The 25,583-nt window shown below is 38.9% G+C and carries 22 protein-coding genes; 5 read left to right on the forward strand and 17 right to left on the reverse strand.

Features of this window, described 5'->3' with window-relative positions; all coding sequences use genetic code 11:
• Positions 1 to 9: 9 nt before the first annotated feature.
• The 3 genes from ASG01_RS03145 to ASG01_RS03155 all read right to left on the reverse strand — a co-directional run bounded on the left by ASG01_RS03145 (position 10) and on the right by ASG01_RS03155 (position 1,556).
• Entirely contained in the window at positions 10 to 627 is a 618-nt protein-coding gene (locus tag ASG01_RS03145) for a hypothetical protein (RefSeq protein ID WP_055859757.1), read from the reverse strand.
• 241 nt (positions 628 to 868) lie between these two features.
• A complete protein-coding gene (locus tag ASG01_RS03150; protein WP_055859759.1) occupies positions 869 to 1,117 on the reverse strand; it encodes a hypothetical protein in 249 nt (82 codons plus the stop codon).
• Between the two features lie 112 nt (positions 1,118 to 1,229).
• Positions 1,230 to 1,556, reverse strand: a complete 327-nt coding sequence (locus ASG01_RS03155) for a hypothetical protein (RefSeq protein ID WP_055859762.1) — start codon at positions 1,554 to 1,556, stop codon at positions 1,230 to 1,232.
• 168 nt (positions 1,557 to 1,724) lie between these two features.
• Between ASG01_RS03155 and ASG01_RS03160 the strand changes: the two genes are divergently transcribed.
• From ASG01_RS03160 to ASG01_RS03180, 5 genes are all read left to right on the forward strand, one after another.
• A complete protein-coding gene (locus ASG01_RS03160; RefSeq protein ID WP_055859765.1) occupies positions 1,725 to 2,129 on the forward strand; it encodes a hypothetical protein in 405 nt (134 codons plus the stop codon).
• A gap of 183 nt (positions 2,130 to 2,312) precedes the next feature.
• Complete coding sequence (locus ASG01_RS03165; RefSeq protein WP_055859768.1) at positions 2,313 to 2,993, forward strand: DUF421 domain-containing protein; 681 nt, start codon at positions 2,313 to 2,315, stop codon at positions 2,991 to 2,993.
• Positions 2,994 to 3,015: 22 nt separating this feature from the next.
• Positions 3,016 to 3,246, forward strand: a complete 231-nt coding sequence (locus ASG01_RS03170; protein ID WP_055859772.1) for a hypothetical protein — start codon at positions 3,016 to 3,018, stop codon at positions 3,244 to 3,246.
• Between the two features lie 91 nt (positions 3,247 to 3,337).
• On the forward strand, positions 3,338 to 4,393 hold the full coding sequence (locus ASG01_RS03175; protein ID WP_055859775.1) for a 3-oxoacyl-ACP synthase III family protein: 1,056 nt from the start codon (positions 3,338 to 3,340) through the stop codon (positions 4,391 to 4,393).
• 100 nt (positions 4,394 to 4,493) lie between these two features.
• Positions 4,494 to 4,931 (forward strand): hypothetical protein, encoded by a 438-nt coding sequence (locus ASG01_RS03180; protein WP_055859778.1) that lies wholly within the window; start codon positions 4,494 to 4,496, stop codon positions 4,929 to 4,931.
• 132 nt (positions 4,932 to 5,063) lie between these two features.
• On the opposite strand, the gene guaA is transcribed toward ASG01_RS03180, so the two are convergent.
• From guaA to ASG01_RS03250, 14 genes are all read right to left on the reverse strand, one after another.
• Positions 5,064 to 6,593 (reverse strand): glutamine-hydrolyzing GMP synthase, encoded by a 1,530-nt coding sequence (gene guaA / locus ASG01_RS03185; RefSeq protein ID WP_055859783.1) that lies wholly within the window; start codon positions 6,591 to 6,593, stop codon positions 5,064 to 5,066.
• 219 nt (positions 6,594 to 6,812) lie between these two features.
• Positions 6,813 to 8,051, reverse strand: a complete 1,239-nt coding sequence (gene purD / locus ASG01_RS03190) for a phosphoribosylamine--glycine ligase (protein ID WP_055859786.1) — start codon at positions 8,049 to 8,051, stop codon at positions 6,813 to 6,815.
• Positions 8,052 to 8,137: 86 nt separating this feature from the next.
• Positions 8,138 to 9,655 carry a bifunctional phosphoribosylaminoimidazolecarboxamide formyltransferase/IMP cyclohydrolase gene (purH, locus tag ASG01_RS03195; RefSeq protein ID WP_055859788.1) on the reverse strand — a complete coding sequence of 506 codons (1,518 nt, stop codon included), beginning with the start codon at positions 9,653 to 9,655 and terminating at the stop codon, positions 8,138 to 8,140.
• A gap of 82 nt (positions 9,656 to 9,737) precedes the next feature.
• On the reverse strand, positions 9,738 to 10,301 hold the full coding sequence (gene purN / locus ASG01_RS03200) for a phosphoribosylglycinamide formyltransferase (protein ID WP_055859791.1): 564 nt from the start codon (positions 10,299 to 10,301) through the stop codon (positions 9,738 to 9,740).
• Positions 10,302 to 10,379: 78 nt separating this feature from the next.
• Entirely contained in the window at positions 10,380 to 11,372 is a 993-nt protein-coding gene (gene purM, locus ASG01_RS03205) for a phosphoribosylformylglycinamidine cyclo-ligase (RefSeq protein WP_055859794.1), read from the reverse strand.
• Between the two features lie 266 nt (positions 11,373 to 11,638).
• A complete protein-coding gene (locus tag ASG01_RS03210; protein ID WP_055859797.1) occupies positions 11,639 to 12,367 on the reverse strand; it encodes a pirin family protein in 729 nt (242 codons plus the stop codon).
• 172 nt (positions 12,368 to 12,539) lie between these two features.
• Positions 12,540 to 13,922: an MFS transporter gene (locus tag ASG01_RS03215; protein WP_055859799.1), complete on the reverse strand. Its 1,383-nt coding sequence runs from the start codon at positions 13,920 to 13,922 to the stop codon at positions 12,540 to 12,542.
• Positions 13,923 to 13,926: 4 nt separating this feature from the next.
• Complete coding sequence (locus ASG01_RS03220; RefSeq protein ID WP_055859802.1) at positions 13,927 to 14,442, reverse strand: nuclear transport factor 2 family protein; 516 nt, start codon at positions 14,440 to 14,442, stop codon at positions 13,927 to 13,929.
• Positions 14,443 to 14,464: 22 nt separating this feature from the next.
• Positions 14,465 to 16,324: a glycoside hydrolase family 13 protein gene (locus ASG01_RS03225; RefSeq protein WP_055859805.1), complete on the reverse strand. Its 1,860-nt coding sequence runs from the start codon at positions 16,322 to 16,324 to the stop codon at positions 14,465 to 14,467.
• A gap of 50 nt (positions 16,325 to 16,374) precedes the next feature.
• Positions 16,375 to 17,379, reverse strand: coding sequence for a bile acid:sodium symporter family protein (locus ASG01_RS03230; protein ID WP_055859808.1), 1,005 nt, complete (start codon positions 17,377 to 17,379; stop codon positions 16,375 to 16,377).
• 171 nt (positions 17,380 to 17,550) lie between these two features.
• A complete protein-coding gene (locus tag ASG01_RS03235) occupies positions 17,551 to 19,710 on the reverse strand; it encodes a glycoside hydrolase family 97 protein (RefSeq protein WP_055859811.1) in 2,160 nt (719 codons plus the stop codon).
• A 72-nt stretch (positions 19,711 to 19,782) separates the two neighbouring features.
• Complete coding sequence (locus tag ASG01_RS03240) at positions 19,783 to 20,895, reverse strand: SusE domain-containing protein (RefSeq protein ID WP_055859812.1); 1,113 nt, start codon at positions 20,893 to 20,895, stop codon at positions 19,783 to 19,785.
• Between the two features lie 18 nt (positions 20,896 to 20,913).
• Positions 20,914 to 22,467, reverse strand: a complete 1,554-nt coding sequence (locus ASG01_RS03245; protein WP_055859817.1) for a RagB/SusD family nutrient uptake outer membrane protein — start codon at positions 22,465 to 22,467, stop codon at positions 20,914 to 20,916.
• Between the two features lie 11 nt (positions 22,468 to 22,478).
• A complete protein-coding gene (locus ASG01_RS03250; protein WP_131725314.1) occupies positions 22,479 to 25,358 on the reverse strand; it encodes a SusC/RagA family TonB-linked outer membrane protein in 2,880 nt (959 codons plus the stop codon).
• Positions 25,359 to 25,583 lie beyond the last annotated feature (225 nt).

Raw genomic sequence — 25,583 nt, forward strand, 5'->3', positions numbered from 1 at the left:
TTTATGGTGTTATTTGATTTTGATGAGCGTGTCGACAAAGTTTTGCCACTGCAGTTTGCTGCCGCCGAAAATGCCGCCACCGCCGATAAAAAAATTCCTCAACCTGTGCCTGATTCTCAGTTTTTTCACATTTGGAATTTCATTTCTACCGTGTACACTTACCTGAATTTCGCTTCCGGATCTCGCCACGATAAATGTATTGGTCGAATCATTTGTATAGAAGTGAGCAATTTGTCCTGCTGCATTTTCGATGCATGAATGTGGTTTCATTTCTATCATCGTGTAGGCAATATCTCCTTCACTGAATTTTGAAATTTTCGTCACATAAACCCAGTCGAAACCATTCCCAAAGCTATTGGCGAGCATTGGCATTTTAATTTTAACAAAGTCACCCATCTCAGCTTCGTCGTACGTAGGCTTTCCGCGAGGATCGGCAAGATAAAAACGTACGCTTCCGAAAGGAATCGTTACCGTCCAGGAATTAACGTCAAACAGCATTTTCTCAATCGCATTAAATGCTTTAATAGCTGTCTGATCGTCTGGATACGTTTTTGTTGCCACTGCATCGTTCGAAGATCCCATTTTGTTTTTGGGTACGAGATGCTGTATATTAATGGTCATTTTCATACGCAAGTCGTTTATTTTCAATTCAACGTCATCTTGTTTGAACACAGCTGGTGCTCAGACTTTAATTTAAGCCTGATTAGATATTCATCTCTATTAAAACTTTACAATAAAGCACAGGAAATAACCTTAGCTGTATTTGTAGCTATTAAAAAGATTTAAAAAAAATTTGGAGAAAAACAACAGAAGTGTTTCTAAGTACCGAGAGTACAGACGAAAACTTCTGTTGATTTAGAATAATGAACTATCTTGTCGTAGTTCTGGCAGAATCTCCTCTCATTTGTGTGCCTGCAGCACCTGTAGAATCTGACATAGTCGAAGATCCAGAATTCATAGATCCTGTAGAATCCATTGGAGCAGCCATCGGTTGAGTCATAGACGTCGTGTCTGTCATCGTCGTGTCTGTCGTAGAAGTAGAATCGTTGTTTGCTTCCTTTTTACAGCTAACAAGAGAAAGGCCCAAAATAAGGGCAGATGCAAGAATGGTTTTCATAATATAATATTTAGTGTGTAAACAAAACTACGCAAACCGCTTCTTGCATGGTATGACCTGAGTCATAGCAGATTTTTTGGATTGATTTAATACACAAAAAATCAAAAAAATATTATCTGTGACGATGTCCTCTCGGGTGATACTGCACATTCTGATTTTGATTCAAATTCTGGTTAGAATGTAATCTTGCATCGTCGTGATGATTATTTCCTGGCTGATGATCATGCGGTGCTACATGACCTCGATCGGTGTGCAGTCTGTGACCGTTTCTGTACAGTTCACCGTCTGATGATCTGTAGGTCTGGTCTTTTCCGTATTTTTCACCGTCTGGTGTGGTGAATTTTTCTAGTTCTTCACTAAGTTTTTTTCTTCGTCTGTAAATTGTTGCTGCTGCAGCGCCGGCTGCGAGCGCCAGTGCTAATTTTCCTAGTCTGTTCATTTCTTATGATTTTAAATTAAATCAACAAGATTACTGCCAAGAGAAAGTTTTGTGGTACAAATTATTTTATTAATATGATTGGTGTTATTTGCAACGACGAAACTTCAAGTGGTCTGAAATTTGAAACTTTTTATTTAACATAATTATAAACCTTTAAAACAAAAGAAGATGTACAAAAAAATGATCGCAGGATTTGGTGGCGCCATCGCCTTAAACATACTGCACGAAGTAATCCGTAAGAATTTTGATGATGTTCCTCACATCAATGAATTGGGTGAAGAAGCTCTGTTGAAAGTGACCGATCAGACGCCGTTCAGCATTTCATCAGATAAAATTTATACTGCAACACTTGCAGGTGATATTATGAGCAACGGTATTTATTACGCTACAACAGCAACCCAGAATAATATGGCTTCAGGGCTTTTAGCAGGGATCGGCGCGGTCGCATTACCAAAATATATGGGACTTGATGATGAACCTGTGGCATCTACAAATAAGAAGAAGCTGATGACCGTGGGATATTACGTTTTTGGCGCGTTGGTGACAAAATTTATCTATGACCGCATAAAATAAAAAAATTACCCCTCGCGCAAGGGGTAATAAAAACTTGAGTTAAAAACATCGATAAAATACTGGGTATTATTTCAATTCGATTTCATCAAAATTATTAAATCTGAATATCAAGTGTATATGACTAAGGTCACAACCTCTCGATTTAGTTTAATTTATTGAAATTTAATCTGCAAAAAACAAAAAATGGATTGGAATAAAATGTTTATCTGTGATCTGGATTTTTCTTTCGCGTTCGAAATCGTTATACGAACGCTCATCATGTTCAGCATGATTCTCTTAATTTTACGTCTTTCCGGGAAAAAAGGCGTGCGGCAACTATCTCTTTTTGAAGTTGCCATTATCATTGCATTGGGTTCTGCAGCAGGCGATCCAATGTTTAATAAAGATTTTGCCATTCTACCTTCAGTTATTGTGTTTATAGCCATCATTATTTTCTACAGAATCATTACCTTTATTGCTAGCAGAAGCGAAAAATTTGAAGATTTTATTGAAGGCGAACCGCTTTATGTGATAGAAAACGGACTTTTTGTTTTGCTGGATAATAAAGAACACACTTTTGCGAAAGATGAGTTTCTATCAGAAATGCGCCAAGAAAGTATCGATCACGTCGGTCAGGTAAAAACTGCGATTTTGGAAACTACAGGAAAAATGAGTTTCTATTATTATGAAGATGAAAAAGTCGGTTTCGGAATGCCGGTACAGCCAAAACTGTATAAGGATAAATTAAAAACAATCAGTAGTGACGGAATATATTCCTGCACCTACTGTGCGCATACAGAGAAACTTTCGGCTGGAAAACAAAGTTGCCAACGCTGTTCCAAAGAAGAATGGGTAAAGTCGATTGACGATAAAAGAGTTGCTTAAACACATTAAAAATCAATATATTATGACACATGCCGAAGCTGTTTTGCACAAACAGGAAGCAGAAAGTAAAGCCGATGAGTCGGTAAAAAAAATGTTTCACATAACGATTGTTCCATCAAATACAGATGAAAGTAATAAATTTATAGAGGATTTTTTGCAGAATCCGGATGATTTTAATGATGAAAGCTGCATACCCTATTGCTCGAATAATGATTTTGAGGTGGTAAGTTTTGGTAGGAATGCTGTAAATTAATACTTTTGCTGTCTGAAAACTCAGCACATTAAAGCACTGGAAACAACCTTTTTCCGGATTTTAAATTTAAAATAATTAGAATCAGACACTGATGAACGTAAAAATAGTGGGATCTGGCAGCTGCATCCCTACAAATGTGATTACCAATGAATATTTCAGTAATCATATTTTCCTGAATGAAGACGGATCTGAGATCAAGGCTCCAGAAACAATCATCAGAAAATTTAAAGAAATCACCGGCATCGACGAAAGACGATACGCTGATGAAAACCACGTGACTTCAGATCTGGCGTTTGCTGCTGCAGAAAAAGCAGTAAAAAGTTCGGGAATTGATCCTGAAACTTTAGATTATATCATCGTTGCGCACAATTATGGCGATGTAAAAAAAGGAAATATTCAGTCTGACACGGTGCCGTCGATTGCGACACGTGTGAAGAGCAGACTTCAGATAAAAAATCCCAGTTGTGTAGGTTATGATTTACTCTTTGGCTGTCCGGGTTGGCTGGAAGGAATGATTCATGCTAACGCTTTTATTAAAGCCGGAATTGCCAAGAAGTGTTTAGTTGTCGGTGCAGAAACTCTTTCGAGAGTTACCGATCAGTCGGACAGAGATTCGATGATTTATGCTGATGGCGCAGGAGCGACTATTGTGGAAGCAACAGATGACGAAGGCGGAATTTTGGCTCACGAGACGGCAACTTATGCAACCGAAGAAGCTGAATTTTTGTTTTTCGGAACATCTTATGATACAAATGCTGCGTCAGATACACGCTATATAAAAATGAAAGGCCGCAAAATCTATGAATTTGCTTTAACGAAAGTGCCTTTGGCGATGAAAATCTGTCTTGAAAAAGCTAATGTTCCTATCGAAAAGCTTAGCAAAATTCTCATTCATCAGGCAAATGAAAAGATGGATGAAGCAATCGTAGAGCGTTTCTACAGTTTATACGATCTTACTCCGCCGAAAGACATTATGCCGATGTCTATTCATAAATTAGGAAACAGCAGTGTCGCGACTATTCCTACCTTGTACGATATGATCATGAATAACGAAATGGGTGATCACGCTTTTGAAAAGGGCGATATTGTGCTCTTCGCATCAGTCGGCGCGGGAATGAATATCAATGCGATTGCTTATCAGTTTTAAATAGATAAATACTTAAGTTAATTTTATCTTAGGTATATATTGTATTGATTTAATGAGCTACTTGGGTTTCACAATTTATTCACATCGTAAATAAGTTCTCATGAAAAATTTTTTTTCAATCTTTTTACTCTTCTTTTTTCATTTTGCGTTTTCACAGTTTAATAGTACTTACTTCCATAATCAACAGATTGCAGAACAAAATATTAAATTTCAGCGTGAACTTGCAAGGAGAAACAGTGAGAAAAATGGTCCATCTTCTGGAGGCCCAAATGCTTTACTGTATTCGATGCTTGATAAAAGTATCGCAAGACTTGAAAAGAAAAAATTAAGTCTTGAAGCAGAAAACAATTTGGGGAAAAATTCAGATGAAATCGCCAGACTTGAGTCAAAAATTACAAAAGTACGAGGTATAAAAGAAAAGCATGAAAAAGAGGAAGCTGAAGAAAATAAAAAGTTAGCCGCTGAAAATAAACAGAAAGAAAACGAAAGACTGGAAAAAGACAGAAAGAAATTCGAAAGAAAATTGTTAAAAAAGTAACTGATTTCACTCTTCGATCAAACGACATTTATAAGCGTGAAACTATAATCTGAACCTCTTTTAACAGTTACTTTAAAATAAAAAATCCGTCCCTTCATTTGATTGTGAGACGGATTCTTTTTTTATCTTAAATTATTCCCACTCGATGGTTGCCGGTGGTTTGCTTGAAATGTCGTACGCGACCCTGTTGATTCCTCTTACTTCGTTGATGATTCTGCTGGAAACCGTATCTAAAAACTCGTAAGGAAGCCGGCTCCACGTTGCGGTCATGAAATCAATCGTGTTGGCAGAACGAACAACTGCGGTGTATTCGTAAGTTCTTTCGTCACCCATCACTCCTACAGATTTTACCGGAAGCAAAACGACAAAAGCCTGAGAAACTTTGTCATAAAGGTCATTTTTATATAATTCTTCAATGAAAATATCATCAGCTTCCTGAAGAATTTTGACTTTTTCAGCATCCACTGCACCCAAAATTCTGATTCCCAAACCTGGACCCGGAAAAGGATGTCTGTGTACCAGATGATGCGGAATACCAAGCTCTTCACCTACTTTTCTTACTTCGTCTTTGAATAATTCTCTCAAAGGCTCAAGCAGTTCAAATTCCATTTCTTCCGGAAGTCCGCCCACGTTGTGGTGCGATTTTATTACCGCTGAAGGGCCGTTTACCGATTGACTTTCGATCACATCCGGATAAATGGTTCCCTGTGCCAGGAATTTAGCGCCTTCAATTTTATGCGATTCTTCGTCGAAAACATGAATAAATTCGTTTCCAATGATTTTTCTTTTGGTTTCAGGATCATCTACGCCAGCGAGTTTTGAAAGAAACCTTTCTTTCGCGTCAACAAGCTTGATGTTCATATGAAAACTTTCACCGTAGTTGGTCATCACTTTTACATCTTCATCTTTTCTTAGAAGTCCGGTATCTACGAAGATACAGTGAAGCTGATCGCCGATAGCTTTGTGAATTAAAACTGCAGCAACAGAAGAATCTACGCCTCCGGAAAGACCAAGAATCACTTTCTGATCACCTACTTTTTCCTTAATTTCCTGAACGGTTTTGTCTATATAATTAGTCAGTTTCCAGTTTTTTTCTGAATCGCAGATGGCAAAAACAAAATTCTCCAACATTTTTCCGCCTTCTTCAGTATGAGAAACTTCCGGGTGAAACTGTACGCAGTATATTTTCTTTTCTTCGTTGGCAATTGAAGCAATTACACCTGATTTTGCATTTAACTCAAAACCCGGAGGCAACATTCCCACCTCGTCAAAGTGACTCATCCAAACAATAGAATCGTTGGTTACACCTTTTAATAACGAAGATTCTTTTACAATTTCCAGATGTGCTTTTCCGTACTCTCCTTTTACTCCTTTGTGTACTTTACCTCCTAAAAGATGTGCTGTAAGCTGCATTCCGTAGCAGATTCCCAAGACGGGAATTCCCTTTTGGTACAATTCTTTTTCAACCAGATGCGCATTTTCTGCATTTACAGAACTTGGTCCCCCTGAAAGAATGATTCCTTTTGGCTGTTTTTCCAGAATGATTTCTAAAGGTGTATTGAATGGCAAAATCTCGGAATATACACCCATCTCACGGATTCTGCGTCCTATAAGTTGGTTGTACTGCGATCCGAAATCTAATATAATGATACCGTTGGTCATTTTGTTTTTTTGAAGTTTGAAATGTTTAATTCCTTTTATCTAAGCTTAATCCTTTTTACTTTTATCGTGGTATTTTACCTAGTTTCCCTTAGCCCTGATAGCAGCGGTTACCCCGCAGTGAGGCGGCGGAGCGAAGCGGAGCCGGCGAGCGAGGAGTATGAGCGGATAGCAGGTTCCAGGCTACAAATAAAAAAAGCCCCGTAAAAGCAGGGCTATATTTTAAAATTTGCCGATGTCTTCTCTATAAAAGCTGTAATCGAAATGCACGTGCGATGCATCTTCGTATACTTTCTTGCGCGCATCGTCGAAGGTTGCGCCTGTGGCCACAATATTCAATACACGACCGCCGTTTGAGACAATTTTATCTCCTTTTTTAGTGGCACCGGCATACAAAAGCTGGCTGTCTTTTACTCTTTCTTCGCCTGTGATTTCAAAGCCAAGCTCAATATTTCTCGGGTAGCCGCCAGAGCACATTACCAGACACACTGCTTTTTCATCTCTGAATTTAAGATTAATCTCTTTATTGCTCATGCAGTCATTGATGACGTCGAGAAGATTATTTTCCATTAAAGCCATCAAAACCTGAGTTTCAGGATCTCCGAAACGCATGTTGTATTCTAAAAGATAGGTTCCGTTTTTAGTGATCATCAAACCAAAGAAAATGATTCCTTTAAAGCCAAAACCTTCCGCCTTCAAACCTGTAACAGTTGGCTCAAGAATGTTTTTTTCGAAATCTGCAAAATGCTCAGCAGTAAATTCCGGGCTTGGTGCCACAGAACCCATTCCGCCAGTGTTCGGACCTTTATCACCGTTTCCGGCTTTTTTGTAATCTTTTACCGGAATACACGGAAACAGTTTTTCTCCGTTCGAAAACGCGATAATCGACGCCTCAAAGCCTTGAAGATATTCTTCGATCACCAAACGGATTCCGGCATCACCGTACAGTCTGCGGATCATAAAATCGTGAATCGTCGCTTCTGCTTCTTCTACTGTATCACAAATCACTACACCTTTTCCACCTGCCAAACCGCTGGCTTTAATTACTAAAGGATATTCGTGATCCTGAACGTATGCTTTTGCTTCGTTGTATGAATCAAAAACCATTGCTTTAGCCGTTTTGATGTCATACTTCTGCATGAATTTTTTTGAGAATGCTTTACTTCCTTCCAGGCTCGCCACTTTTTTGGTAGGACCAAACACTTTAAGGTCGTGTTTTTTAAATTCATCTTTAAGGCCTGCAACCAAAGGTGCTTCCGGGCCTACAATGGTGAGATCTACTTTTTCTCTGATGGCAAAATCTCTCAGCTCGTGGATTTCAGAAAGATTTACATTCTGCCCGATTTTCTCTGTCGATGCATTACCGTTGGCAAAAAACATCTTTGTGATTCTGGCATCTTTCTGAAGTTTCGCAGCAAGTGCAGATTCTCTACCACCTTCACCAATGATTAATATTCTCATATTTTATTTATTATCTAGTCTGTTTTACAAATATATAATTTTGACTGCCATAGAAGCAATCGCAAGGATCGGTTTTTAATACAATTTTAATGGAAAAAATGACGCACGCCCGTAAACATCATCGGAAGATGGTGCTCGTTGGCTGCATCAATACTTTCCTGATCTTTTACGCTTCCGCCAGGCTGAATAATCGCTGTAATACCTTCCTGAGCGCAGAAATCAACTACGTCTCTGAATGGAAAAAATGCATCAGAAGCCAAAACTAAATCTCCGTCAAATTTTCCTTTAGCTCTCTCGATCGCCTGTTGCGTTGCCCAGATTCTGTTAACCTGCCCGCCGCCAATACCAAATGCCTGAATGCCGTTTGAAACCACAATTGCATTTGATTTTACATATTTTACGACTCTCTGAGAGAACAATAAAGCCCTTTTCTGCTGTTCAGTCGGCTGCGTTTCAGTCACCACTTTAATGTCGTCTGAGAAAACACTGTCGTTATCCTGAACTAAAATTCCACCGTCTACTTTCACCCAGGTTTGCTTATCTGAAACGGGATTGACGATTTTTATAATTCTTAGATTCTTTTTCTTTCTTAAAATTTCCAGTGCTTCCTCGTCAAAATCCGGAGCCATTACAATCTCAAGGAAAGTCTTGTTCAATTCTTCGGCCGTCGCTGCATCAATTTTATAATTCATCGCGACAATTCCGCCAAAAATAGAAACCGGATCGCACTCAAAAGTTTTCTGATACGTTTCTAAAGCTGAAGTTCCGATGGCTACACCGCAAGGTGTAGAATGTTTTACGGCGCAACAGGCCATTTCTTCTTTAAATTCTGTTACCACTTTCCAGCAAAGATCCATATCCCGAAGATTGTTGAAAGAAAGTTCTTTGCCGCCGAGCTGTTCAAAATCTTTCATCGCACCGTTTTCGAAAGTCGAAGCGTAATAAGCTGCGGTTTGATGAGGGTTTTCGCCATATCTCAAGTCTGCTACTTTTTTGTAAGAAGCACTTAAATAGGTTGGATATTCTTCATCTAAAAGCATTCTCGAAATTGCCGCATCGTATGCTGACGTCAGATTGAATACTTTTCCGGCAAGTTTTTTCCGCGTTTCTATCGAAGTATCACCAACATTTTCCATTTCAGACTGCACTTTTGCGTAATCTTCAACATCGGTGATGACTGTTACGGAATCGAAATTTTTTGCCGCTGAGCGAAGCATTGAAGGTCCGCCAATATCGATAAATTCCACTTTTTCGTGAAGCGGAATATCTTTGTTTACATTCTCAAAGAAAGGGTAAAGATTCACAATCACCATGTCGATCAGACCAATTCCGTGTTCCTTAACCGTTTTCATGTGTTCTTCATTGGCACGAACAGCAAGTAATCCTCCATGAACCTTCGGGTGAAGGGTTTTCACTCTTCCGTCAAGCATTTCCGGGAAGTCGGTCACCTCATCAATCTGAATCGGATTTAATCCTGCATCTTTTAAATGCTTAAACGTTCCGCCTGTGGAAATTAATTCGTAGTCTTTTGCTTCCAGAAATTTTGCAAAATCAATCAATCCGCTTTTGTCAGAAACACTGATCAACACTCTCTTTTTACTCATCTTACTTTCAATTTTTACTTTTTACAGCTGTTTCAAACTGTTGCCGGTTCTTTCACTTCCGGCTTTATTTTACTTAGATTTTTTATTTGTGAAGCACTTTGTTGATCGCTTCCGGGAAAATTTCATATTCCACCTGATGTACTTTCTCCGCAACTGTTTCGGCGGTGTCATTTTCAGTTATTTTAAAAGATTTCTGGAGAATAATTTCGCCTTCGTCAATTCCTGAAGTCACATAATGAACCGTTGCGCCGCTTTCTTTTTCGCCGGCGGCAATCACCGCTTCGTGCACATGATGTCCCCACATTCCTTTTCCGCCAAATTTCGGCAATAAAGCAGGATGAATATTAATGATTTTATCCTGCCATTTTTCGCAGAATTCTGGTTTCAGGATAGATAAGAAGCCGGCAAGAATAATGAGATCAGTATTGTCATGAATGTTCTCTGCAAGCTCTTCGCTGAAATCTTTCCCACGTGGAATCATGATGTTTTTGATCTGATGATTTTTCGCTCTCTCTAGACCAAAACATTCTCTGTCGGCAACCACCAGAGAAATATTTGCATCGCGAATTTCTCCGCTGGCAACAGTATCGATGATTCTCTGAAAATTTGTCCCGGAACCCGAAACTAAAATGACTAAATTTTTCATTGAACTTAGATGGTAGATTCAGGATGTCAGATATCAGAATTAAAGTCTGGAATCTCGCATCTGAAATCTGATGTCTTTTTAAAATTTAAGGTCAATTTTTTCGTCTCCTGCAGTAATTTCACCGATTTCATAAGCGTCATCCAAAAGATGTAAAACCTTTTCGGCGTGCTGCGCATCTACTACAACGATCATCCCAACGCCCATATTGAAGGTTCCGAACATTTCTTCGCGGGCAATATTTCCACGTTTTTCAAGCTCAAGCATTACGCTCGGAATCTGGATTTTAGAAGCATCAATGGAAGCACATAGTCCGTCACCGATAATTCTTGGAATATTTTCGTACAAACCGCCACCCGTAATGTGCGCAATACCTGCCACCTCAACTTCTTCAATAACTTTGTGAATGTCTCTGTAATACAATCTTGTAGGAACCAAAAGTGTCTCATACAAAGGTTTTCCTTCAAACTCTTCTTCGAAATTAGGGAAGATTTTTCTTACCAATGAGAATCCGTTTGAGTGGAATCCTGAACTTGGCAATGCAATAATTTTATCTCCGGTTTTGATTTTTGTACCGTCTATGATCTGATCTTTTTCAACGATTCCTACGCAAAAACCTGCCACATCATAATCTCCAGGCTGATACATTCCCGGCATTTCGGCCGTTTCACCCCCGATCAAAGCGCAGTTGTTGTCTTTACAGGCTTTTACCATTCCCAAAACAATCTCTGCAGCAATCTCAGAATCAAGTTTTCCGCAAGCTAAATAATCAAGGAAAAACAAAGGCTTCGCACCGTGGCAAAGAATATCGTTGGCACACATTGCAAAACAGTCGACGCCGATAGAATCATATCTTTTCGAGTCTAAAGCGACTTTCAGCTTCGTTCCCACGCCGTCGGTTCCGGAAACCAAAACCGGGTTTTTGTAACCGCCGATTTCGTAAAATGCACCGAAACTTCCCAAATGATTCAAAACATTAGCATTGTGCGTTTCGCCAACTGCTTTCTTTATTTTGTCTACCGTTTTGTAGCCTTCTTCCTTGTCTACGCCTGCCGATTTGTATGTGTTACTCATTGTAATAGATTTTTGATGCGAGATTTCAGATCACAGACTGACATCTTTTATCTTTTAAAATTAACTTTTGGTTTGACTGAAAGAAAATAAAAAAGCCGACAATCTTTAACAATTATCGGCTGGTATTTTATCTGAAAATTTCAGAGCCCACAGTTTTTCCGTTTGCTGAAAAACATTCTTTGAAAGCGGACTCAATTTTCATCTATTTTCTTTTTGCAAAGATATTAATTTAAAGTTAAATCTCAAATGCAAAAAATCGGTTTGACTTATTTTAAATACGCCGGAAATTCCATAGGAACTTCCATCAGTAATATTTCGGAGTCTTCTGTAGCTTCCAGAGTGAAACTTTCTGCGTCCCAGATACCAAAACCATCTCTCTCATTTAAAGTCTGTTCGCCCACTTTTGCACTTCCTTTCAAAACAAAAATATAGACACCGTTTCCATCTTTATGCAGTTGATATTCTCTGCCGTTTCCTTTTGTGAAATTAGCGAGATTAAACCATGCATCCTGATGAATCCAAACGCCTGTGTCATCCTGATTCGGTGATAAAATCTGGTGAAAATCATTCACTTTCATTCCTTCGGATATACTGACCTGATCGTATCTTGGCGCTACATTTTCTTCACGCGGAAAAATCCAGATCTGCAGAAATTTTACACTTTCGTCTTTATTTTTATTGTATTCACTGTGCATCACGCCGGTTCCGGCACTCATCACCTGAATTTCTCCTTTTTTGATTACCGCAGTCGTTCCTATTGAATCTTTATGTTCCAAATCGCCTTCCAAAGGAATCGAAATGATCTCCATATTTTTGTGCGGATGCGTTCCAAAACCCATTCCCTGGGAAACGGCATCGTCGTTTAAAACCCTTAAAACTCCGAAATTCATCCGTTCTGCGTTTTGATAACCTGCAAAACTGAATGTGTGATAAGAATTGAGCCAACCGTGATTGGCGTGACCTCTGGAATCTGCTTTGTGATAAACTGTTTTCATTTTGTAAATTTTATTGATTATTTATAGTACAAATGTACAGTCAGAATCCGCAGAAATGATTGATATAAGGTAAGAAGCGATTCGTTTAGTTTAGTAGATGCATTTCTTTAAAATGATAAGAAGCGGACTTCTACCCGCTTTTTATATAATAGTTTTCTGTTTTAAATTAATTTTAAAAATGAACCTGCTGAATATCTTCTTCAATTTCTTTTGTATTCGAATCTTCTGTTTTAATGAAAATCATCGTTAAAACTGCTGCTAAAACCATACATATTCCGCCAACAACCACATAACCCATTGCCATATTTCCAAAATATCTGCTTACAATTGGCCCACCAAATAATCCGTTGATGATCTGCGGAATCACAATAAAGAAATTAAAAATCCCCATAAAAACGCCCATTTTACGTTGCGGAATCGCGTCTATCAGCATCGCATAAGGCATTGCCAAAATACTTGCCCAGGCAAAACCAAGCCCAATCATCGACATCCATAAAAGCGAAGTGTCTTTAATAAAATACATAGAAATTAAGCCAAGTCCGCCACACAGAAGAGCAAAAGCATGCGTCTGTTTTTTTCCGATTTTGTTCGCCATAGGTGTCAGCAAAAACGCAAACGGAATCGCCCAGAGATTATACATTCCGAATAATTTTCCGGTGAGATCACCTGCTTTATTAAATTCTAAAGAATGTGTATCTTCCGGTGATAGCCCGAAATGATGCGTTGCCAAAGCACTGGTCGTAAAAACCCACATTGTAAAGAGCGCAAACCATGAGAAAAACTGTACAATTCCCAGCTTTTTCATAAGCGTCGGAATTTTAGCAAAATCGCTGAACATATCTGAGAACTTCGATGTATGATGATGTTCTTCATTTTCGTCTTCAAATTCTATAAATTCTTTCGGAGAATATTCTTTCGTTGTAATGATTGTATAGATAATACTTAGCAATAGAATCGCCGCTCCAAAGTAAAATGCATAGATCACATTATCTGCAACAAAACCTTTTTCAGCAACATTTGATATGCCTAATTTAGTAAGCCAATCTGGGAGATAAGATCCAATCACCGCGCCGATTCCGATCAAAACGGTCTGTACAGAAAACCCTAAAGTTCCCTGATGTTTTGGAAGCATATCTCCCACCAAAGCACGGAAAGGTTCCATAGCCACATTGATTGAAGCATCCATCATCGCGAGAAAAATCACCGCTAAAAGAAGCACATTTGCGGCGATCATCTGATTAGCAGAAGCGGCATTCGGAAGCAAAACCAAACCAATAGCGCACAAAATTGCCCCTATTAAAAAGTACGGTTTTCTTCTTCCCAAAAATCCCCATGTATTATCTCCCAAATGACCGATAATTGGCTGAACGATTAATCCTGTGACCGGCGCTACAAGCCAAAACCACGAGAGTTGATGAATGTCTGCACCCAGATTCTGCAAAATACGGCTGGCGTTACCGTTCTGTAGACCAAAAGCCATCTGAATTCCCAAAAATCCCATGCTCATATTAATGATTTGAGCCATCGAAAGATTTGGTTTTACTTTTTTCTGCATCAGTTTATTCGCTCTTTAATTTGTTGATCAACTCTTCTTCGATCGGAGCTTTTACAGAAACCACTTTGTCGACAACATCGTTAGGAACAGTCATCGAAAGAACATACTGACGCACTTTCCACTGTCCGTTGATGTTTTCTACAACGCCAGAACCTCTGCAGATTTTCATCTGCGTATCAAGCAATTCATCAAACCAAGCCATTTTTCCGTCTTTGCTGAAGTAAATATGTCGCTGAATCGAGGTAAAATTCCATGTTGATTTTTTATCGAAATATGGTTTTGCCCAAACCATAAACTGTTTTTTGTCCCACACTTCGGTAGCATCTGTTCCAATGAAGGTCGACTCGTCTGCGAAGAAATCAAAATACGTTTTGTAATCTGCTTTTGCCGCAGCAATATTAAACTGATTCAGCATTTTGCTGATCTCACTTTTTTCTTTTTCAAATTTTGTCTGCGCAGAAACTGCCGAAAAAAATGACAGGAAAATGATTAAAGCAAAGCTAAAAACTGATTTTTTCATAGTTTATTTGTTTAATTTGATTTTAATTCAGTTCAAGGATCATTGATGATTTTGCTGGAATGTTCAATGTTTTCTGAAGCGAAAAATTGTTCCCGGAAATTATTTCTTTTCCTTCTTTAAAATTTTTCAGTGATTCAGAAAATCTGCTTAATTCAATTTCCTGATCGCTTTCATTCGCATTCAAAACCACCATCACCGTTTCTTTTTCGTCGTATCTAAAATACACAAAAACATTGTTCTGAGGCACGAAATTTTTAGTTTTGCCAGTATGAATGACGTTTTTTCCTTTTCTCCAGTTGAGTAATTTCTGAGTAAAACCGTAAAATTCTTTTTGCTGTGCCGACTGCTTTGCAATATTGAACGCATTTTGAGCATCAGATTTCCAGCCGCCAGGAAAATCTCTTCGGATATCTGCATCGCCACCCTTATTTTTATCGCCACGCATTCCGATTTCAGTTCCGTAATAAATTTGTGGAATTCCGCGAACGGTTGAGATCAGCGTCATCGCCAGTTTGTAGGCTTTTGGATCTGAATTAAACATTTCGTTCCATCTTTCGGTGTCGTGGTTTTCAAAAAAAACCAAAAGATTATTAATATCCGGATAGAGAAAATCATTGGTAAAACTATTGTAAAGCCGATTCATTCCGTTGTCCCAGCCGTCTTTTTCTTTAATCGCCTTTGGGATTTCGCCATACAGCGGAAAATCCATCACCGACGGAAGATGAGAATTGTAATGCGCCGCTTCTCCGGTTTTAGAATCTTTTTGCCATGCGGAAATGTGCGCTGCGTTATTCAGCCACGTTTCTCCGACGATATTAAAATTCGGATATTCATCAGTAATTGCTTTCGCCCATTTTGCCATCGCATCTTTGTCGTTGTAAGGATACGTATCGACTCGAAAGCCGCCCAGTTCAGCATATTCAATCCACCAGATTGCATTTTGAATTAAATATTTTAAAACCAACGGATTTTTCTGGTTGATATCGGGCATCGACGTATCAAACCATCCATCCAGAGCCAAGGTTTTATCGACTTCCGCAGCGTTTGTGTCAAATTGTGAAGTGATCTTATAGTTTGATCTTTTAAAACCTTTTTCGCCGTCATCGAACCAGTGAATCCAGTCTTTGGTCGGCAAATCTTTGATCAGCCAGTGCGAAATTCCCCAGTGATTGGTGACATAATCCATCACCAGTTTCATATTTCTTTTGTTGAGCTCACGCGAAAGTTCGCGGTAATCATCATTGGAACCATATCTTCCGTCGATTTTATACAAATCGGTCTGCGCGTAACCGTGATAAGAATATGTTTTTTCATTATCTTCATTCACCGGCGTGAGCCAAATTGCGGTCGCCCCCACGTTTTGAAGATAATCGAGATTATTGATAATACCCTTAAGATCTCCGCCGTGTCGGCCGTTTGGAAGACTTCGGTTTGCTTTTTCGGTGAGATACGGAACAGAATCATTTTTCTCATCGCCATTGGCAAAACGCTCGGGCATGATGAGATACATCACATCTTTTGACGAGAAAGACGGCCGGTTTGCAGAATTTGGATTTCTTTCTTTCAGTTCATAGGTATATGAGGCAACATTTTTCTTTCTGTTTTGAATATCAATTTTAAATTTTGAAACATTGATTTCATTGGTATTCAAAGTCACGAAAACGTAGTTTGGATTTTCAACTTTCTGAATGTCTTTTGCTACGATTCCGTCTGAAAAGCGGATCTCGTTTTTCGCAATATCTTTGCCGTACAGAAGCAGCTGAATTTCCGGATTGTGCATGCCTTTCCACCAAAAAGCGGGTTCTACTTTCTCCAAAACTTTGATCTGAGAAAACGCAAAAGATGCGGTGAGAAAAGCACCTGCGAAAATTATTTTTTTCATTTTTTACGGTTGTATAATGTGGATATTTTTTTGATAATTTTAAATCTAAACTAAAGAGTTTCTACTTCAAAATCGGTCGAAGTTTTTGCGATTCTGTTGGCCAGCCAGCTTACGTAAAACAGCTGAAAACTGTGATAAATCATCACAGGAAGCAGAAAAAGAACTTTTTTATCATCCGGAATTCCGAGGACGAGCAGGAAAAGACTTCCGTGAACGAGCGATTTTTTTGATCCGCAAAATGTCGTGGTGATTATGTCTTTCTTTGGAAATTTCATTTTCTGAGATATAAATTTCAGAATATAATACACCGCAAAAAACAAAAAAACGACGCTGAGGGCGAGTATCACAAAGATGACTCCAGGAACTGAAGAAAATACATTTTCTACAAATGCCGTCGAAAAACTTTCGTAAACAATCAGCAAAATAATGAGTCGGTCGAATTCGGCAATGATATTTGAATATTTCGTTACCCACTTTTTCAGATATGGATTCAGCAAAACGCCCAAAATTATCGGCAGTAAAACTTTGGCGAGCAACTGCTGCAAAATCTCACCGGTGTCTGAACTTTCAGAATTGGAAACCAGAAAAAAGCTCATCAGAAGCGGTGTCATCAAAATCCCGATAATTCCTGATACCGATGCATTGAAAATTGCAGAAGTTACATTTCCCCTGGCAATCGAAACCATAACCACCGAAGAAGAAACCGTAGATGGAAGGCTGGCAAGAAAAAATACCGAAAGCCAGATGTCGTAATATTCTGTTCCTTTTGCAAGCGGATAAAAAAGCAAAGCCAGCAGCGGAAAAATGATAAATGTTCCGGACTGTATCAGAAGGTGTAGCCTCCAGTTTGAAATGTCTTTTACGACTTCTTTTAAGTTAAGTTTGAGACCGTACAGAAGAAAAATGCCCGCGATTCCCCAATCGATGAATGCAGAAAGATTAAAAACTTCGTTGTAGGTTTTCTGAAAAGGAACAAACCTGGCCAAAATTACCATCGCGATCAGCAGAAAAAGAAAGACATTCTGTTTGTTGATGATCTTTTGTAACAATTTCATTTTGTGAATGATTTTATAATTGAAAAAACTTTGTCAAAGTTTAGTGGCTTTGACAAAGTCTGAATATACAACACCTTCCCAGCCCCGATTGAACGGCATGTCTGAGCTCTTTTTACCAAAATGATAAAGCCCTGGCGTAAAAAAGCGAGTAGTGAAAGCGGGAAATAGCTCCTAATTAACAGGCTTCAAAGAGATGGCAAAACCACCGCTTCGTACCATTTTCATAGGCAATTTTGATTTGCTGGTAATCTGCTTTTTGTAGATGTTGTAACTCTGCGGATTGTTGATATAATCGGCATCTTTTCCGTCTTCGTAAATCGTCGCTTCGTATTTTTTACCTTTATCTAAGAAAGAGAAATCTACGGTATAATCACGCTTGTTCTCATCGGTAATTCCGCCCACAAACCAATTTTCTGTACCTTTTGCTTTTCTCGCCGTGATGACGTAATCGCCAGGCTCGGCCGAAAGAATTTTGGTATCGTCCCAATCTGCAGCCACATCTTTGATAAACTGAAAAGCATCCATGTGCTTTTTATAATTTTCCGGCAAATCGGCAGCCATCTGAAGCGGCATGTACATCGTCACATACAGCGCCAACTGCTTTGCCAACGTGGTTTTCACAAATCTTGTGTCCCCCGGAAAATAATAATCGAGCTTCGTTTGAAAGATTCCGGGTGTGTAATCCATCGAGCCGCCCATCCAGCGTGTGAAAGGAAGAATGGTTTGATGATCCGGATTATTTCCGCCAAAAGCTTCATATTCTGTCCCGCGCGCTGCTTCTGCAGAAATATAGTTTGGATACGTACGGCTTTCACCGGTAGGGCGCACAGACTCGTGAGAATTGACCATTACTTTATACTCGTTGGCTTTTTCGGCAATTCTGTAGTAATGATTGATCATCCACTGCGAATAATGATGTTCGCCCCGCGGAATGATATCGCCTACATAACCCGTTTTCACTGCATCGTAACCGTATTTATTCATGAGCTGAAAAGCTTTGTCAGACCACCATTCATAATTGGTAGCAGAACCTGAAGTTTCGTGGTGCATGATTAATTTAATGCCTTTTGAATGTGCGTATTCGTTCAGCATTTTAATATCAAAATCAGGATATGGCGTAATAAAATCAAAAACAAATTCTTTGGAACGCCCGAACCAGTCTTCCCAGCCGATATTCCAGCCTTCAATAAGCAATCCCTGAAAACCATTTTCTGCAGCAAAATCGATATACTCTTTTACCTTTGTATTGTTTGCCGCATGTTTTCCGTTGGGCGTCAGTTTTGCAAAATCGGTCTCGCCGATTCTCACGTTAGATTCCGGCTGACCGTATGCCCACTGAGACTTCCCGATGATCATTTCCCACCAAACACCCATATATTTTGTAGGGTGAATGTAGGAAGTGTCGTTATATTTTGTAGGCTCGTTAAGATTAAAAATCATTTTAGAATCCATCACCTCTTCCGCTTTTGGCGAAACAATAATTGTTCTCCATGGCGTAACCATTGGTGTCTGCATGTAGCCTTTCGCGCCCTGACGGTCTGCTGTAAGATGGGTTTTGAATTTAAAATTCTGCGCGTCAACTTCAAGGTGAGAAGCCGGATAATCTAAAACTGCTGCTTCTGCAACGTTGATGTACAGTGGATTTTTTCCTTCCATTTTAAGCATCAGCGGTGACTGTACGGCATTTTTAATCAAAGTCTGCGACGCGTTGGCATCTGCCGCTTTTGACCATCTTCCTGGAATTTCTGAAACTTTGGTTTCCTGATACTGATATTCCTGAGAATCGTAATCGGCAACCATCCACCATGCTTTCATATCACTCGGGAAATCGATTTCAGAATCTTCCTCTCGGATAACGAAATAATTTAGATTCTTCTGCTGAGGAAATTCATATCTGAAACCCAAACCGTCATTAAAAAGTCTGAATTTTACAATAATGCTTCGGTCTGTACTCGCCTGATTAAGAGTCAAAGCTAATTCATTATAGTGATTGATATAGTTTTTCTTTTCGCCCAGAACCGGCTGCCAGGTTTCATTTTTTGAATCTCTTTTTTCTGCAGTTTTTGTAAAACCGCTGTTCAGATCAGATTTTGCATCGTCTGGTTTGGCAATCTCTGAAGCAAATTTTATCGCTGATTCTTTAAAAATTCTTAAACCCAGTTTAGAATCTTCAACTACTGTATTACCGTTAAATTTCAGATTGTAATAAGGAACACCGTTTTTCAGCTGAAAAAACATTTCAAATTTTCCGTCCGGTGATTTTAAAGATTGTGCATTTGCAAATCCGCACATCATTGAGAGCATCATTGCCCCGATTGTCATTTTCTTCATTCTCAATAATATTAAATAGGTAAAATAAAAACTGCCGCCTTTAGCAGCAGTTTTTTTATGAATAAATCAAATTTAAAGTTTTGTAACCGTCAGTTTGTAGTTTGCAGAATTATGCAAATCGAGTTCGATTTTGTAGTTTCCTGCAACACCCACTTTATAGCTTGGGTCGCCTGTAACCGTACCTTCATTACTGATAAAAACCTTCACGCCCGTTCCTGTAACCAAAGTCTGATCTGTAGATGCCGGCTGAATTTTCACTGCCCAGTCGTCATTTGCTCTGAATTTGAAAACGCCTGTACTATTCAAAGCAATCGAATTAATCACATATGTTTTTGTAGTGGGATTATACACAAAATCAGTATCAGAAGCATAACCGGTTGGCGTGGCGTCACCGATTACACCAAAATTCATGATTGCTGTAGAATAGGTATTTGCAAGCCAGTCAACTTTAATATAATAGGTTCCGGCTGTAGCTGCTTTCAGATTCACCTCTCCTGTTTCAACGAGTTTACCGGTAAAGGTTCCGTCATCACCTTTGTCACCTGTGTAATCCTGATTGATGGTAAATTTATACTCGCTGTTAGCAGCAGAAACATAAATAAAACCTCTGTATTTGCTGTCTTTTTCAGGAGAAAAAAGATTGGCGGTATTGGTAGGAGTCCAGTCCTGATATCCTGCCGCACCTGCGTAATTGCCGGGAACATTGATTTTAGGATATACCAGATCTGGGTTTGGGGTGTAGCCTTTCACTGAAACAGCAACGCTTGGCGAGTAAAATGCAGTTACTGAATTAGCACTTGTCTTTAAGCGAAATTCGACATTTTTCGCCACGTTCGGCGCTACCATCAGATCTGCCAAAATTGTATTTAGCTGCACGTGAGTCAAAGAAAATGAATTAGATTCTTTGGAAACGATAACTTTTTTGCTTGGTGAAAAATTTGTTCCTGCCACTGCAATTTCCACCTCGTTGGTAAAAACGATATTCGGACTGAATGTAGGATTCACATAAGTAAATGTGAGAGCAGACTGATCAGCAATCAACTCATCTAAATTTACAGCAGTTTTATTTACCGCTAAACTTCCCGGAGCTGTGTTATTTAGAATTATTTTTTCATCTTCGTTATCACATGAAAACAAAACTGAAACAAATAATCCTAAAAATAATATTTTTATAAAATTTCTCATTTTGATTGTAATTAAAGATTAATAGCCAGGATTCTGAGTCAGATTTGGGTTTGCCTGTAATGCCGACGCAGGAATAGGAAAAACTTTATAACTATCGGAGATCGAAGTTCCTGCCTGCACTCCACCTTTCCATGGCCATAAATAAGTACCTCCGGTAAATCTTCCGAAACGAATTAGATCCTGTCTTCTCACACCTTCCAAACCTAGCTCGCGGCCTCTTTCATCCAAAATATTCTGAAGCGTAAGCGTGGGTAATGCTGATGCGCCCGCTCTTGTTCTGATCTGGTTTACGTAAGTAAGCGCCTGAGCCACGTTTCCAGTTGTAGCGCCACGCAGGGAACTTTCAGCATAAATCAAATAGGTATCTGAGAGTCTGAATAAAGGGAAATCTGTAGATGAAAAAGAAGTTATCGCTCCAGAGCCGTCAGAATTTTTATTTGTAAATTTAATTGACGGATAGCCGTCTGTCCACTCTTTATAATCGGTCATTTCGTAATTATGACCCGTTAACCAAAACTGTTTTGCTCTGATATCTGTACTGGTTGCCAGAGACGCAGCATTCGCGCCAAATAATCCGTACCAGGCTTTTGTTGCTCTATGACCGCCCCAACCTTCTGTTGCTCCATAGGTACTGAGCGTCATGGTGGCAGAATTAAGATTTCCGTTTACAATATAGGTTGTGTTTCCAAAACTTTGTGAGTTTGTCGCATCAGCGATCAGCGGAAAAATAATTTCTTTTGAAGTGTTATTATCTGCTCGGAAGTTTTTTGTGAAATTACTTTCCAGCTGATATGTACCGCTGCTGATCACTTTTGAAGCGTACGTTGCAGCATCAGAATATCTTGCAGTACCTGTGTAAACCTCAGCATTCAGATAAAGTTTTGCCAGCAGCATCTGTACAACAGCCTTGTTTGCTCTACCGTAAGTATTCGTGGGTGCAATTTTAGATTCAATATCTTTTAATTCAGATTCTACAAATGCAAAAAGTTCTGCACGAGAAGATTCAGCAACCGGAACTGGTGCTCCGTAATTTGTATCATTAATCAAAGGTCCTTTTCCGAAAAAATCAATCAGGTAATAATATGATAATGCACGTAAAAATCTCAATTCGCTGATATACTGATCTTCGTTTGGTACATCAACTTTCTGTTTCAAAATAAGAATTAAGTTGGTAGTTTGAGGTACGGTATAATAAATTCTGTCATATACATATTTAAAGAATTTATTATTAGAATTCCAGCCTTTTGTTGTGGTCAGCTGGTCTAATCCGTTGTCTCCCCACTTGTTTTTCATTCCGTCTGCGGTAAAATCATTCAAATTAACCAAACCACGGATAAAAGGCGATTCACCGGCATCGGCACCCGCAATATCAGAATCTCCTGGTCCGGAAACGCTTGAAAGCGCAAAAGTGGAATACATTCTTGACAGCAAACCTTCAACCGCGTTTGGATCTCTTATCAGAAGTTCCTCAAGAGTGAGTTCAAATTTCGGCTCAGTATTCAGATCATCGGTACACGAAGACACAAATAAGCAAGCAACTGCCAAAAGACCATATATTTTTGTTTTTTTCATTTTAAATTAAATTAGAAATTAAAGTTTAAACCTAAAGTGTAAATTCTTGGTCTAGGATAAAAATTATTATCGATACCACCGAAATTCTCCGGATCCTGTCCTTTATATTTAGTGATAATAAATGCATTATTTACTGATCCGTACACTCTCAGATCGAGTTTGTTACCAAAAACTTTTTCGACTCTGTAACCCAAAGTTACGTTATCCATTCTAAGGAAAGTGGCATCGTGAAGGAAGTAATCTGAGAAAAACATATTGTCTGTTGGCTGTACAAGATTGATTGAATATTGTGGGTTAGAAAAATCAACAAGATTATTCAGATTCTCAGAATTTGAAGGTTTTGCCTGATTAATAAATCCCTGCGCTACGTGACGCCCGTCATACACTTTACCTCCGATCTGACCGCGAAGATTGGCGGTTAAATCCCAGTTTTTATAATTAAAGGAAGTTCCAAATCCGTAGGTAAAATTCGGGATCATCTGTACATTGTATCGGTCATCGTTATTAATTGTGCCGTCACCATTTCTATCTACAAAAGATTCAGAAATTGGATTTCCTCCGGCATCATACACCTGCTGAAACATCCATGCCGAGTAAGGCTGCAAACCGACAACGTTGTAGGCAATTTTCACACCTGTTCCCACAGGCAGATCACCGCCAGCCTCAAGTCTTTGAGTATATTTAAGATCTAAGATCTCTCCCTTATTGTAAGAAAAATTACCGAAAACATTCCAGCTGATATTCTCTGTTTTTATAGGATTGATGTTTAAATTCATCTCTACACCTCGGTTTCTGAGAGAACCTACATTGTCTGAAAACTGATTGGTAAGTCCCTGCCCAGGTGGCAATGGTGCTTTCACAAGTAGATCTCTTGATGTTCTGTCATAAAGATCAATGCTTCCGGAAATGACATTACTATTAAAGAAACTAAAATCTAAACCAACATTCCAGCTGGTTGTGGTTTCCCATTTCAGATTCTGATTAAATGGCAAAGCATTGTAAATGTTGAAACCAGGTAAATACTGCGCTGTTTCTGATCCTAGAGAAAACAATGGTCTTGACGGATAAAAACCTCCGGAAACCTGCGTAATATCCTGCTGACCAGTTTGTCCCCAGCCGATTCTCAGTTTAAGTTCTTTTACAGCAGCGACATCTTTAAGAAAATCTTCTTCCTGAATTTTCCAGGCGAGTGCAGCTGACGGAAAGTATCCCCAACGATTATCAAAACCACTGAACAGTGAAGAGGCATCAGCTCTAAAAGATGCTGTAAATAAATATTTATTTCTGATATCTACATTGGTTCTTGCAAAAAACGACTGCAAATTCAGATTATTAAAATATCCATAAGTAGGATTTGCTCTGTTGGGCTGAGGGATTCTGATTCCGCTTCCTGTAGGATCACCGTAATACTGTTCTTTGTTTCCATCATATCTGAAATCCTGATATGTGTAACCGCCTTGGATTAAGAAATTAGTAAAAAAATCATTGATTTTTCTGTTATACACTAAATATGCATCTAAATTCCTGTTGTTCGTAAACTGGTTTTCAGCATAGCTAAGCCCCGGATTGTAGATTACCTGATCCAGAGAATTGTACACTTGGTTAATTACAGAATTTCGTGCATTATTATCATACGTTTCACGAATTTTTGTTCTCGAAAAGTCTCCGCCTACATTTACGACTGCTCTCAAATCCGGCAGAAAGTGAAATTTGTAATCAAGCTCGATGTTACCTAAAAAACGCATTGTATTTTCCGGTCTCTGTCTCTGCTCAAGCGCTGCCAAAGGGTTTGTGTCGTTGGTGAGATTATATTTTCCTGTTGCATCAATGTAGTAATTCTGATAATAGCCTCCGAAATAATTTGACCCATTTTCTCCAAATGCTTCACGGTTGTAAACGGGCAAAGTTGGGTTTCTCGAAAGCGCACTTCCGATCGCACCGCCCGCATCTACTGTATTTTTATCAACTTTAAACCCTTTTGCATTAATATCAATCTTCAAATGTTTATCAAAGAAAGTGGGTGTAATACGAATCGCCGCTGAGAATCGCTCAAAATCATCATTTTTTACGACACCTTCGGTTTTGTTATATCCCAATGAAAGTCTTGTCGGTAAAGCCTTAAACAGATTACCGGAAGCACTGAAGTTATTATCGGTAGATACCGAAGTTCTGTAAACAACATCCTGCCAGTTGGTGCTGTAAATTTTTCCCGGTTGTGTCCTGTTTGCAATGCTTCCGCCAACTCCCAATTTCCAGACATCGTTCGGAAAATAAGTTTTCACGAAAGACACATATTGCTCAGAATCCATCACGTCAATGTATTTAGAAACTTTACCTACCGAAACATTGGTGTTAAAACTCATCTTCAGTTTTCCACCACCAGATTTTGTTTTAATTAAAATGACACCATTCGAAGCTCTTGCTCCGTAAATCGCAGTGGCCGAAGCATCTTTAAGAATAGAAAAAGATTCTATATCGTTTGGATTCACCAAAGAAAGGGGGTTTTGAATACCTGCAGGATTGGTGCTGTCAAGCGGAATTCCGTCAATAACGATCAATGGATTGTTTGAGGCACTTAATGAAGATCCGCCACGTATTCTGATGTTCGGATTAGAATCCGGCGAACCACCGTTTGTGGTAATCCTTACACCAGGCGCTTTTCCCTGGATCAGCTGGTCGGCCGACACAATGGCACCTTTATTAAAATCCTTTTCGGATACCGACGTTATCGAGCCTGTAAGATCAGATTTTTTCTTCGCTCCAAAACCAATTAAAACGACTTCCTCAATCTGTTTTTCTTTCGGAATCGTATCGCTGCTCTGCGCGTGCATTAGTGTGCCGGCAAGTAAAAATGCCGGTGCAATTTTCAGTACTGTTGTAAAGTTTTTCAAAACGGTTTATGTTTTATGGTTTACGATGAATGTTAAGCTAATGTTAATGAATTCTGCAATGTATAAAAATTTTGTTAAAATTAGATTTAATATGAAATTTTAAAAAATATGATAAGTTACATAAAATATTAAACTATAAATATATAAATATCAGTCACTTATATATAATATTCTATGCATATTATTTTATAAAACGAATTGCATAATTAAACATTCGTTTAACTT

The organism is Chryseobacterium sp. Leaf180 (assembly GCF_001424585.1).
Classification (GTDB): domain Bacteria; phylum Bacteroidota; class Bacteroidia; order Flavobacteriales; family Weeksellaceae; genus Chryseobacterium.